Source organism: Caenimonas soli, assembly GCF_013155545.1.
In the GTDB taxonomy this organism is placed as follows: domain Bacteria; phylum Pseudomonadota; class Gammaproteobacteria; order Burkholderiales; family Burkholderiaceae_C; genus Ramlibacter; species Ramlibacter soli.
This window is the reverse complement of record NZ_JABJVV010000001.1, coordinates 377,603-389,545: the sequence shown is the minus strand read 5'-3', so window position 1 is coordinate 389,545 and position 11,943 is coordinate 377,603. Positions and strand designations below refer to the sequence as shown.

Annotated in this window: 12 protein-coding genes, 1 tRNA gene and 1 riboswitch; of the genes, 1 reads left to right on the top strand and 12 read right to left on the bottom strand. The window is 64.6% G+C overall.

Features of this window, described 5'->3' with window-relative positions:
• Window positions 1–24: 24 nt before the first annotated feature.
• Together HNE04_RS01890 and aat are read right to left on the bottom strand one after the other, a co-directional pair.
• Window positions 25–765 carry an arginyltransferase gene (locus HNE04_RS01890; RefSeq protein WP_172216229.1) on the bottom strand — a complete coding sequence of 247 codons (741 nt, stop codon included), beginning with the start codon at window positions 763–765 and terminating at the stop codon, window positions 25–27.
• On the bottom strand, window positions 762–1,508 hold the full coding sequence (aat, locus tag HNE04_RS01885; protein WP_172216227.1) for a leucyl/phenylalanyl-tRNA--protein transferase: 747 nt from the start codon (window positions 1,506–1,508) through the stop codon (window positions 762–764). The genes HNE04_RS01890 and aat overlap by 4 nt, the downstream gene beginning before the upstream one ends.
• A gap of 308 nt (window positions 1,509–1,816) precedes the next feature.
• Between aat and HNE04_RS01880 the strand changes: the two genes are divergently transcribed.
• Window positions 1,817–2,188 (top strand): hypothetical protein, encoded by a 372-nt coding sequence (locus HNE04_RS01880; RefSeq protein WP_172216225.1) that lies wholly within the window; start codon window positions 1,817–1,819, stop codon window positions 2,186–2,188.
• A 22-nt stretch (window positions 2,189–2,210) separates the two neighbouring features.
• On the opposite strand, the gene HNE04_RS01875 is transcribed toward HNE04_RS01880, so the two are convergent.
• From HNE04_RS01875 to HNE04_RS01830, 10 genes are all read right to left on the bottom strand, one after another.
• Complete coding sequence (locus tag HNE04_RS01875; RefSeq protein WP_328700244.1) at window positions 2,211–2,489, bottom strand: substrate-binding domain-containing protein; 279 nt, start codon at window positions 2,487–2,489, stop codon at window positions 2,211–2,213.
• Between the two features lie 308 nt (window positions 2,490–2,797).
• A tRNA-Asn gene (locus tag HNE04_RS01870) sits at window positions 2,798–2,873 on the bottom strand.
• A gap of 38 nt (window positions 2,874–2,911) precedes the next feature.
• Window positions 2,912–5,005, bottom strand: coding sequence for a TonB-dependent siderophore receptor (locus HNE04_RS01865; protein WP_172216221.1), 2,094 nt, complete (start codon window positions 5,003–5,005; stop codon window positions 2,912–2,914).
• Window positions 5,006–5,073: 68 nt separating this feature from the next.
• Window positions 5,074–5,172, bottom strand: a riboswitch (TPP riboswitch).
• A 5-nt stretch (window positions 5,173–5,177) separates the two neighbouring features.
• Complete coding sequence (locus tag HNE04_RS01860; protein ID WP_172216219.1) at window positions 5,178–6,278, bottom strand: NAD(P)/FAD-dependent oxidoreductase; 1,101 nt, start codon at window positions 6,276–6,278, stop codon at window positions 5,178–5,180.
• A 5-nt stretch (window positions 6,279–6,283) separates the two neighbouring features.
• Window positions 6,284–6,613, bottom strand: a complete 330-nt coding sequence (gene fdxA, locus HNE04_RS01855) for a ferredoxin FdxA (protein WP_172216217.1) — start codon at window positions 6,611–6,613, stop codon at window positions 6,284–6,286.
• A 58-nt stretch (window positions 6,614–6,671) separates the two neighbouring features.
• Window positions 6,672–7,967, bottom strand: coding sequence for a sulfate adenylyltransferase subunit 1 (locus tag HNE04_RS01850; RefSeq protein WP_172216215.1), 1,296 nt, complete (start codon window positions 7,965–7,967; stop codon window positions 6,672–6,674).
• A complete protein-coding gene (gene cysD, locus HNE04_RS01845; RefSeq protein WP_172216213.1) occupies window positions 7,967–8,899 on the bottom strand; it encodes a sulfate adenylyltransferase subunit CysD in 933 nt (310 codons plus the stop codon). The genes HNE04_RS01850 and cysD overlap by 1 nt, the downstream gene beginning before the upstream one ends.
• The gene (locus HNE04_RS01840; RefSeq protein ID WP_172216211.1) at window positions 8,896–9,729 is read right to left on the bottom strand and encodes a phosphoadenylyl-sulfate reductase; all 834 of its coding nucleotides are present in this window, start codon (window positions 9,727–9,729) and stop codon (window positions 8,896–8,898) included. The genes cysD and HNE04_RS01840 overlap by 4 nt, the downstream gene beginning before the upstream one ends.
• Entirely contained in the window at window positions 9,726–10,112 is a 387-nt protein-coding gene (locus HNE04_RS01835; protein ID WP_172216209.1) for a DUF934 domain-containing protein, read from the bottom strand. The genes HNE04_RS01840 and HNE04_RS01835 overlap by 4 nt, the downstream gene beginning before the upstream one ends.
• Window positions 10,113–11,933 carry a nitrite/sulfite reductase gene (locus HNE04_RS01830; protein ID WP_172216207.1) on the bottom strand — a complete coding sequence of 607 codons (1,821 nt, stop codon included), beginning with the start codon at window positions 11,931–11,933 and terminating at the stop codon, window positions 10,113–10,115. It abuts the gene before it with no gap.
• Window positions 11,934–11,943 lie beyond the last annotated feature (10 nt).

Sequence of the window (11,943 nt, the reverse complement as noted above, 5' to 3'; positions counted from 1 at the left end):
GACCCAATTTTATCATGTGAAATTTCAGACGGGCCCGGGAACCCACTGGCCGTCTGTCAGCACTTCATGCGGCGTGAAGCGGGCCTTGTAGTTCATCTTGGGGCTCTGGCCGATCCAGTAACCCAGATAGACATGGGGCAGGCGAAGGCGGCGAGCCTGGTCGATCTGCCACAACACGCTGTAGGTGCCGTAGCTTGCCGATGCATCGGGCTCGTAGAAGGTATAGACCGCCGAGATACCGTCGTTGAGGACATCGAGGATGGACACCATGCGCAGGGCACCCGGCGTTCCATCGGCCTGTGTGTCGCGAAACTCCACCAGCCGCGAGTTGACCCGGCTTTGCAGCAGGAACTGGGTGTATTGGTCGATGCTGTCGTGATCCATCCCGCCGCCGGCATGGCGCCCGGTCTGATAGCGCAGGTACAGGTGGTAGTGCTCCGGCACGAAGCACAGTTTGAGGACCCGGGCTTGCAGCCCCTGGTGGCGGGCCCAGGCCCGGCGCTGGCTGCGATCGGGCTTGAACTGGTCGCTGAGCACCCGCAATGGCACGCAGGCACGGCAGCCGTCGCAGTAGGGCCGGTACGTGAACATGCCGCTGCGGCGGAAGCCGCTGGTGACCAGGTCGGAGTATGCGTCGTTGTGGATCAGATGGCTGGGGGTTGCCACCTGCGAGCGCGCCTGCTTGCCCGGCAGATAGCTGCACGGATAAGGCGCCGTTGCGTAGAACTGCAGAGTCTGTAGCGGGAGATCCTTGAGGTGTGTCACGCTGTGGGCTTCGGCGGCAGAAGTTCGTTCCAGTATACGGGGTCGAACCGCCAGCGCGGCGATGGTTTTTTTGTGTTTTGTGCGACTTGCGCCACAAAATCGGTTCGATCGATTTCGCGCGCGCCGAGCGAGGCCAGGTGCTGGGTGTTTTGCTGGCAGTCGATCACGGCGATGCCATGGTGGCGACAAAACGCGGTGAGGCCGGCCAACGCGATCTTGGATGCGTCAGGTACGCGCGTGAACATCGATTCACCGAAGACCGCCTGGCCGATTGCCACGCAGTAGAGGCCGCCTGCCAGCCGGCCGTCGATCCAGACTTCGACGCTGTGCGCGAAACCCGCCCGATGGAATGCCTCGTAGGCGGCAACCATCTGCGGCAGGATCCAGGTGCCCGTCTGCCCGGGCCGCTCGCTGATCGAACAGGCCCGAATGACTTCGTTGAAAGCGCTGTCCATCTTCAGCTCGAAGCGCGGATCGGCGACGAAGCGGGCCAAGGTCTTGCGCAGCGACCGGTGCAGCTTGAACTCGTCCGTGAACAGCACCATTCGCGGATTGGTGCTCCACCACAGGATAGGCTGGCCCTCGCTGAACCAGGGAAAAATGCCGGACGAATACGCCCGATGCAGGCTGTCGATGTCCAGGGCGCCGCCCGCCGCGAGCAAGCCGGGGGCGGGCTGCGAGACATCCCAGGCCTGCGAAGGATCGGGAAACGAATCGCCGGGATCGAGCCAGGGCAGGTTCATCTGGGCAAACTAATGCACGCGGCCGTTTGTCGCAATCGGAAACTGGCGCGAGAACGTGTGTATACCTCGCGAGGGCGTGAACAGCGGACTGAAGGCTGGGTGCGGCTTCGCCGCGCGACCGTGCCCTTCATCGCTAACCACCGGTTTGAGCTTGCAATGATGCGACGCACTGCTATCAATTTCTTCCTGCTTTTTTCGATTGTGTATCCGTTATGAGCCTCCGCCGACGAGCGGCTCACCGGACTGGGCCAGTGCGTGTGAGCGGACGCGCCAGGTTTCCATTTAACCACCCGCTCGAGGAGTGAATCGTGAATCGCAAGACAGCATCCATCCTCATCGCTGCGACCGTCGGCATCGCCGCCGGTTTGACAGCCGTTTCCCAGCATGCCTATGCCGACGACATCACAATGGACACCAGCCCATTCTCGAGTGCGACCAGCCGGAACGATGTCCGCGCCGATCTGAAGAAGCCCTATCCGGGCGGCTATCCGTGGTCGTCGTCGTACAAGCAGGCTGCGCCCAAGGGCAGCACCTTGACGAGGGAGCAGGCGAGGGCTGAGTACCTGTCATCCCGGCAGGAAGTCAGTGCGCTGAACAGCGAAGACGGCGGGGCCGCCTATCTGAACAGAACGGCGAGCCGCTCGAATCCCACCGCGACGATGGGAGGTTCCGCTCGCTGATCTTCGCGGCGGCCCGCAAGTTTCAGGTGCTGCCGCGTTGCACTATCTCGAAGCCGAGGTCCTCGTGGGCAGAGCCGGTGACTTCGCCTGCCAGTCGACCGACGATCAGCTCCGCACTTCGCTGCCCGATGCGGTAGCGAGGGAACCTCACCGTGGTGAGCGGGGGGATCAGGTGTTGCATCAGGTCGTTGTCGTCTGAAGCCGCAATCGCCAGCTGCGCAGGCACGCGAATGCCGAGCCGCTGGGCTTCGAAGACGACACCCGCCGCGAGCACATCGCCGGCGAAGAACACGGCCTGCACCGTTTTCCAGCGAGTAGCCGCTGTCGGAAATCATCAGGTGCAGCCTGTGTTGCTTCAGTACGTCCGAGATACCCTGAATGGTTTCGGCGTAGAGCGCATTGCGCAGGTTGGGGACGATCAGCGCCACCAGCCTGAAGAGGAATGGACAAAGCGCGCAGCGCGTCCTGCCAAGGGCAATCGGCGTGCCCACTAAGTGCCATTCCTGTGTGCGACTCACGAACGGCGATCATTCGGCCGGCCCAGCTGATCCGCCGCGACTCAACCCAATGAAAAGGGGCTACGTTTGCACGTAGCCCCTTGATTTTATTTGGCTCCTCGACCTGGGCTCGAACCAGGGACCTACGGATTAACAGTCCGGCGCTCTACCGACTGAGCTATCGAGGAACAAGCCTTAAATTATAGCGTCATTTTTAGACCGCTCTTCAGAGCGCGGCAGTAAGCGATATCCGGAAGGTCCGCGGCGCGCCGGGGTAGAGGTAGACATGGCCGAACTGGAAGGGGGACTCCTTCCAATGGCGCTTGTTGGCGATGTTGTCGATGCCCACGGTCCAGGCCGCAGCGGCACCGCCGAGCTTGGTTTCGTAACGCAGCGCGGCATCGAAGCGGGTCCATGAGGGCAGCATGACCGACTCATCCGCCAGGACGGCGCGGCGGCCCTCATGCGAGAGCCGGCCTTGGAGTTCCAGACCCGGTACTGACGCAAACTTCCATGCGGCATGAGCCCGCGCAACAACGTTGGGAACGTTCGGCGGCCGCTTGCCGTTGTTGCCCGGCTCCAGCACGCTGTCCTGCCGCTGTGTGTCCAGCAGCATCAGGCTGCCGCCCAGTCGCCATGGGCCCTGCGCCCAGATCGCACTCGATTCCAGTCCCCGGTGCAGCGCTTGCCCATCGGATTGCCCAACGCACGTTGAGAACGTGCGTGTGCAGAAATCGATATTGGTCATGGGCCGCTTGATCTGGAACAGGGCCAGCTGCCAGCCCAGGCTCTCAGTCCCACCCTTGACCCCGAGTTCGACCTGCTTGGACTTGAGTGCCGGCAATACCTCGCCTGGGTTCGAATACACCAGGGGGTTGTTGGGCACCTGCTGTGACTCGACAGCCTCTCCGTAGCTCGCGTAGGCCGTCACGTTGGAGTCCAGTTTGTAGCTCGCGGCCAGCCAAGGCGTGGTGACGGCTTGGTGGTAGCCGCGATCCAGCCGCGTGTGACGCAAACCCAGCCAGGTGGTCAGGCGCTCGTTCCACCGGATGGCGTCGCTGGCGGAGAGCTCGACGGAGCGCTCGTCGCGGTCGGACACGATAGTTGCCATGGTCGGGTCTTCTGGAACGATGGCCGTGCCCTCCACATTGCCCGTGCCCACGAAGTTGAAAGCCTGCGGCTGGAAGCGATGGCGCAGTTTGCCGGCCATCAAGCCCAGCGACAGATCGTGGGTGACGCTCCCGGTTGCGACTTTGCCCTTGAGATTGAGCGAGGCGGCGTCCTGCCGGCGCCGCTCGTTTTCGCTGCGAAAATCGTAGAAGTCGAATGTTCCGTCCGAGCAAAAGCGATCGAAGTTGCCTTCCGCGCTGCAGCCAAACGGAAATGCGGTGAAGTCGTCGCTCTTCAGCCGCTGCGTCCCTAGTTGCGCCGACCAGCGCCAATCGGCGCCCAACGCCTGCGTGAAACGCAGCGTGCCCGTGATGGCGTCAAAGACCGAGGCTCGCGACCAGGGCTGGTTGTTGAGATTGAGGCGGGAATCCACAGGGCCCGGCAGCGCGTTACCCAGCAGGCTGAAGCCAACCTGGCTGGCCTGCGACTTGTGGCTCCACTCGAATTCGCCTTCAAGCACCGAGTCGCGGCTGATGCGCCAGTCGGTGGCCAGCGCGACGAGGCTGCGCTCGCCGTCGAGGTTGCGAACCAGGGGGCGCAGGCGCTCCTGGGCCACGTTCAGCCGATAGCCGAATGCCTTGTCCGCGCCGAAGCGTCCGCCCAGGTCGGCCGCGGCCAGCAAGCTCGAGCGGCTGCTGGCCTCCAGCCTGATCGCGCGCAGATTCTGCTCGGTGGGCCGCTTGACCACATAGTTGACCAATCCCCCCGGCGCGCTCGTGCCGGCCTGGATGCCGCTGGTCCCCTTGAGGATTTCGATGCGTTCCTTGTTGTCCAGCGGGATCGTGGTTTCCGCGCTGATCGGCAGGCCTTCGCGCCGGTAGTTGAACCGGTTGTCGAGCGTGAAGCCGCGAATCGACAGGAAGTCCCAGTAGCCCGGCGCGTTGTAGGCGTCGCTGACGGATGCGTCAAACTGGGTGAGGTCTGCGAGTCGCCGCGCGCCGCTGGCCTCGATCTGCCGCCCGTCGATCACGGTGGCCGAGATCGGCAGTTCCTTCAGCGGGACGTCGCCAAAGCCTGTGACGTCCGCCTGAGGCGCTGCCGTGCGCTCAGTGATGGTGACGGGTTTGAGTGACGCTTCCTGCGCATGGGCGCCGGTGGCCAGCAGGAGAGCACCAAGGGTGCCGGCGAGCGGATATCTGTGATGTGCCACGACGTTCCTTCAACGTATGTGGCAGGTCGGCTTGCTTTGGCGGCGTTGCGCCCGGAGAGAGCCCGGCGCCGCTGGAGAGCTTGCTTCCCTGCGCGAGGATTACCTCAGTCAGGTTCAAAGGGACTTTCTCAGTCGCCGCTTGCACGGCAACACCCCTAGCGAAAGCGGAATTTTAGTCGAAGACCGGAGATTCGACGCCCAGCACCTTGTGCAGCTTCGGCGAAGTCGTCGTGTACTGCAGGTGGATCTTCTTGTCCGGGAAGATGTAGGGCGCCGCACCGAAGGCAGCCAGCGCGCACTCGTGGAAACCCGACAGGATCAGCTTCTTCTTGCCCGGGTAGGTATTGATGTCGCCCACGGCGAAGATGCCCGGCGTGTTGGTGGCGAACTTCTCGGTGTCCACCTTCAGCTGCTTGCGCTCGATGTCCAGGCCCCATTCGGCGATGGGGCCGAGCTTGGGCGACAGGCCGAAGAAGACCAGCAGCATGTCCAGCGGCACGACGCGGGTGACGCCGTCGGAGCCGGTGACCTTGGCGCCGCTGAGGCGGCCGTCCTTTTCCTCGTAGCCGGTGATCTGGCCGACGATGAACTGCATCTCGTAGGCATCGCACAGCTCGCGCATCTTGGCCACGGAGGCCGGCGCCGCCTTGAAGCCATCGCGGCGATGGATGAGGATCACGCTTTCAGCCTTGTTCGGTCCTCGCTGCGCAAAATGGAGCGCCCAATCGAGCGCGGAGTCGCCGCCACCGACGATCACCAGGTTCTTGCCCGTGAAGTCGGCCGGGTTCTTGACGCGGTACTGGAGCTGCGTGCCATCGAACTTGTCCAGGCCGTCCACCTTGAGCGTGCGTGGCTGGAACGCGCCGACGCCGGCAGCGATGAAGATGGTCTTGGTGAGGAAACGCGTGCCCTTGGAGGTCTCGACGAAGAAGCGGCCGTCGTCCCGCTTCTCCACCGTCGTGACTTCCTGGCCGAAGTGGAAAGTGGCGCCGAAAGGCTCAATCTGCTTGAGCAGGTTGTCCGTGAGTTCCTGACCGGTGCACACCGGGACCGCCGGGATGTCGTAGATCGGCTTGTCGGGGTAGAGCTCAACGCACTGGCCGCCGGGGTAACCGAGCGAATCGATCACATGGGCCTTGATCTCCAGCAGGCCGAGTTCGAACACCTGGAACAGGCCCACCGGGCCGGCGCCCACGACGACCGCATCGGTTTCGATGGGGCCATCATGTGCCGCTGCGGTTTTGATCACTTCTTGATTGAGTTGCGGTTCCATTGTCCTTAGCGCACCAGCAAGGCGAGCTTGCCGGTCTTGTCTTTCCATTCGTCCGCGTCTTCCGGCGCAGGCTTGCGTTTGGTGATGCTCTTCCAGCCCGCCTGCTGGGACAGCTCGACGTTCAGCTTGATGAACGCGATCTGGTCCGCCGGCACATCTTCCTCGGCATAGATTGCGTTGACCGGGCACTCCGGAATGCAGACCGCACAGTCGATGCACTCATCGGGGTCGATCACCAGCATGTTCGGCCCTTCGCGGAAGCAGTCCACGGGGCAGACGTCCACGCAGTCGGTGTACTTGCACTTGATACAGGATTCGGTGACAACGTGGGTCATGTTCTTCGTTCGGACAGGGGGAAACTCTTGATTTTATTGGCTTTTGCAAATCCGGCTGTCATCTAACCAGCACAGCCCCTGAGGTCTTGTGGCTGGCGGTGTCCACCAGCACCAGCGAACCCAGGATACGCGAGCGCTGGTAGGGCAGGGTGACCAGGGGTTCCTGCAGGGCCAGATCGACGTGGCCGATGGAATTGGGCTCCAGGTGGTCGGCGTCGGCTTCGGCCAGTGTATTGATGTCCAGCTTGTGGACGATGCGCTTGACCTTGGCCTTGACCCAGCGGTGGCCGTGCAAGGCCCAATAGACGCGGCCCGCCACCAGCGGTTCATCGTCCATCCAGGCGATGGTCGCGGAAATATCGCGCGAGGGCTCGGGCGCACCCGGCGCCAGCAGCCAGTCGCCGCGTGAAACATCCACTTCGCGATCCAGGACAATGCCCGCGCTGTGGCCGGCAGGCACTTTCTTGGGTTGGCGCACGTGGTTCAGCACCTGGGCCACCGTCGCGGTCTGGCCGCTGGGGAGCACCTTGACTTGCTGGCCAGGCTCGATGCCGCCGGTGGCGACCCGGCCCCAGAACACGCGCCGGCCCTGGCTGGTGTTGGACGAGGAGGAAAACTTCTCGACCCACTGCACCGGGAAGGCGAACGCTTCGGTGGTTTCCGCCGCGGTGACGTCCAGCCGCTCCAGCAATTGCAGCAGCGACAGGCCCTGGTAGCCGCACCAGCCAGGCTGGGGCTCGACCACGTTGTGGCCCTTCAGGGCGGAAATGGGAACGATGGCCTGCACCGCGATGCCGGCCGCCGAAGTGAACGCGTCGAGCGCCGCGCTGATGTTGTTGAAGGCGAGCGTGGGGTCTTCCACGGCGTCGAGCTTGTTGACCGCGAACACGATGGAGGGCACGCGCAGCAGGTTCACCAACAGGGAGTGGCGGCGGGTCTGCGACAGCAGTTCCAGTTTCCGGTCCTGCCATTGCAGCTTGGTCGCATCGACCAGCACCACGGCGGCATCGGCGCTCGAAGCGGCCGTGACCATGTTGCGCGTGTACTGCTCGTGGCCCGGTGCGTCGCCGATGATGAACTTGCGGCCGGGCGTGGCGAAGTAGCGGTAGGCCACGTCGATGGTAATGCCCTGCTCGCGCTCCGCCGACAGGCCGTCGGTCAGCAGCGCCAAGTCGGTTTCGCCCGAGCGCTGAACGCCGGCCAGCTGGTCCTGCAGCACGGCCTTGCTGTCCACCAGCAGGCGGCCGATCAGCGTGCTCTTGCCGTCGTCCACGCTGCCGCAGGTGATGAATTTCAGTGCGGACACGTGGTCGTGTTCGGCCGCGATGGCCGGGGCGGCTTTAATGGCGCTCATCAGAAGTACCCGTCCTTTTTGCGCTTTTCCATCGAGGCGTCGGAGGTCTTGTCGTCCATGCGCGTCGCGCCGCGCTCGCTGACTTCCACCGTCAGCGTTTCCACCACTACTTCACCCGCGTTGGCCGCCGGGCTTTCCACCGGGCAGGTGCAGGTGATGTCGCCCACGGTGCGAAAGCGCACGGTGCGAGTGACGACTTCTTCGCCGTCGCGCGGCGGTGTCAGCTCGGTCACGGGCACGAGCAGGCCCTTGCGCTCGATGACCTGCCGCTCGTGCGCGTAGTAGATCGAGGGCAGGGCGATGCTCTCGCGCTCGATGTATTGCCACACGTCCAGCTCGGTCCAGTTGGAGATGGGGAACACGCGGAAGTGCTCGCCGGGCGCCAGGCGGGTGTTGAACAGGGTCCAGAGCTCGGGCCGCTGGGCCTTGGGCTGCCACTGGCCGAAGCTGTCGCGGTGCGAGAAGATGCGCTCCTTGGCGCGGGCCTTCTCTTCGTCGCGGCGGGCACCGCCGATCAGGGCGTCGAAGCGGAATTCCTCGATCGCTTCGAGCAGCGTCACGGACTGGTGCACGTTGCGCGATTCGCCGGGATGGGCGAGGCGAACCGTGCCGCGCTTCATGGAGTCTTCCACATCGCGCACGATCAGCTCGGCGCCCAGCTCCTTGGCACGGAAGTCGCGGAAATCGGTCACTTCCTGGAAGTTGTGGCCGGTGTCGATCATCAGCAGCGGGTAGGGGATGCGTCCCACGCCAAAGGCTTTCTCGGCGCACTTGAGCAGCACCAGCGAATCCTTGCCGCCGGAAAACAGCAGGGTGGGCCGCTCGAAGGTGGCGGCGACCTCGCGCAGGATGAAGATGGTCTCTTCTTCCAGCGCGTCCAGATGCTTGTTGCTCAGCTGGCCGAGCAGTTGGGGTTCGGCGCGGGCGTTCATGCGGAGGCCTTTTCCTTGGTTTCGTCGTTTTTCACATGCAGGCCGCATTCCTTGGCGGCCTCGTCTTCCCACCACCAGCGGCCGGCGCGGAAGTCCTCGCCCAGGCTGATGGCCCGGGTGCAGGGCGCGCAGCCGATGCTGGGATAGAACTCGTCGTGCAACGGGTTGTAGTCGACCTTGTTGACGCTGATGTAGTGCCAGACGTCGCCCCAGGTCCAGTTGGCCAGGGGGTTGAACTTGATGCGGCCGGTCTTGGCTTCGTCGCTGGTGTCGGTCAGCGGCACCTCGGCGCGGGCATTGGACTGCTCGCGGCGCAGGCCCGTGATCCAGGCGCGCTTGCCGGCCAGGGCCCGCTCCAGCGGCTCGACCTTGCGGATATGGCAGCAGGCCTTGCGCAGCTCGATGCTCTTGTACATTGGCTCGTTGCCTTCACGGGCGACGAACTGGATCACCGCTTCGTTCACCGGCCGGTACACGTTGACCGGCGCGCGCGAAGTGGCCCGGGTGCGCTCCAGCAGGTCCAGCGTCTGTTGGTGCAGCATGCCGGTTTCCAGCACGAAGACGGGGATGTCCAGCTCCAGGCTGTTGATCAGGTGCGTGATGACCACGTCCTCGGCGCCCAGGCTGGAGGCCTGGGTGATGGGCGCGAAGTCGGCGGCGGCGCTCTGCAGCAGCGCCTTCGTCTCAGCCAGCTTGGCCTCGAACGTGGCGGATGCGCGGGCGTGCAGGTCGATGGCGCTAGAGCGTTGAGCCCCCACGCTTGACACTGCGTGTACTGCGCTGCCCCCCGAGGGGGCCTTCGCGCCTTGGGACGGCCCGGCGGCGCTCATGCGGCCCTCTTGAAGAACGGGTGGACGTTCACCGCGTCGCCTTGGTAGAAGGCGGCATAGCGCGCGAACTGGCGCTGGGCGGCTGCCAGGTCCTGGTCGGCGCGCAGCACGGCGCTGGAAAAGCCCGTGCGCTCCATCTGGACCAGCTGGTCGACGAGGACTTCGCCCGTGGCGCGGATCTCGCCGGTGAAGCCCAGGCGGCGGCGCAGCAGGAAGGCCTGGCTGAAAGCGCGGCCATCGGCGAACTTGGGAAAGTGCAGGTCGATGCGGTGGACACCCTCCAGCGAAACCTCGCGCGGATCGGCGTCGTTGGCCAGGGCGAGCACGCCCGCGCCTTCGGCCTGGTGGTCTTGCGGTGCGATCAGTTGCAGATTCATAGTCATTCAGGCCACCTGCTTTTCTGCGAAACGCGCCGCATTGGCGGCGGCCTTGAACGGTTCGATACCCACGCGCCTCAGCGTGGCGATGAAAGTCTCGGCCTTGCCGTCAACGGCAACGCGCTGCTGGCGATAGGTATCCAGCACGGCCTCGATCACTTCGGGCACTTCGGCCGCGGAGAACGACGGGCCGACCACCTTGCCCGGTGCCGGGGCGCCGGACAGCGCGGAGCCGTCGGAGCCGCCCAGCGTGACCTGGTACCACTCCTTGCCGTCCTTGTCGACGCCCAGGATGCCGATATGGCCGCTGTGGTGGTGGCCGCAGGAGTTGATGCAGCCGGAGATGTGCAGGTCGACCTCGCCGATGTCGTGCAGCTCGTCCAGGTCCTGGTAGCGCTGCGTGATGGCTTCGGCAATGGGCAACGAGCGGGCATTGGCCAGCGAGCAGAAGTCGCCGCCGGGGCAGGCGATCATGTCCGTCAGCAGGCGGATGTTGGCCTTGGCCAGGCCGGCTTTGCGGGCGGCGTGCCACAGTTCGGGCAGGTCGTCCTGGTGCACCCAGGGCAAGAGCAGGTTCTGGTCGTGCGTGACGCGGGCTTCGCCGGCCGAGAAGCGGTCGGCCAGTTCGGCGGCCTCGTCCAGCTGGACGCCGGTGGCGTCGCCGGGCGCCTGGCCCAGGCGCTTGAACGACAAGGTCACGGCGCGCAGCTGCGGGTTCTTGTGCCCGGCCACGTTCTGCTGCAGCCAGCGGTCGTATTCCGGGTCGGCCTCGGCGCCGGCGCGAACGATCTCGTGCACCTTGGCCTCGGGGCCTGCGCGCCTGCGCTGGAGCGCGGGCGGCACGAAGGAAGCCGCGACGCGGTCCAGTTCGGCCTGGGTGATGGTGTGGGGAGCGCCGTCCACTTCGATGATCTGCTTGTACTCGGCTTCCACCTCGTCGATGTAGCGCTGGCCTTCGGCCTTCACCAGGATCTTGATGCGGGCCTTGTACATGTTGTCACGGCGGCCCCAGCGGTTGTACACGCGCACAACGGCTTCGAGGAAGTTGAGGATCTCGGCCCAGGGCAGGAACTCGCGGATCACGGTGGCGATGACCGGGGTGCGGCCCATGCCGCCGCCCACCAGCACCCGGAAACCCAGCTCGCCGGCTTCGTTCTTGACCACGTGCAGGCCCACGTCATGCCAGAAGGTGGCGGCGCGGTCCTCAACGGCGCCGGAAACGGCGATCTTGAACTTGCGCGGCAGAAACGCGAACTCGGGGTGCAGCGTGCTCCATTGGCGCATGATTTCGCAGAAGGGGCGCGGATCGGCAATTTCGTCCACGGCGATGCCGGCGCGCTCGTCGCTGGTGATGTTGCGGATGCAATTGCCGCTGGTCTGGATGCCATGCATGTCGACGCTGGCGAGCAATTCCATCACGTCGGCGCTCTTGACCAGAGGAATCCAGTTGAACTGCACGTTCTGGCGGGTGGTGAAGTGGCCGTAGCCGACCTTCAGGTGCGAACGCACCGAGCCGCCGCCGGGCAGCGGCACCGGGCCCAGGGCGTCCTGCTTTTCCTGGGCGTCCTTGAAGATCTCGGCGGTGGGCTGGTCGTATTCGCGGGCGATCTGGCCCAGCACCCGCAGCTGGGCGCTGGAGATTTCGCCGTAGGGCACTGCGATGCGCAGCATGGGCGCGTAGCGCTGGATGTACCAGCCGTTCTGCAGCCGCAACGGCCGAAAATCGTCGTCGCTCAGCTTGCCGGCGAGGTTGCGCTCGAGCTGGTCGCGGTATTGCGCGGCCCGGTTCTTGACGAATTGCTTGTCGAATTCTGTGTACTGGTACATGTTCTTGGCT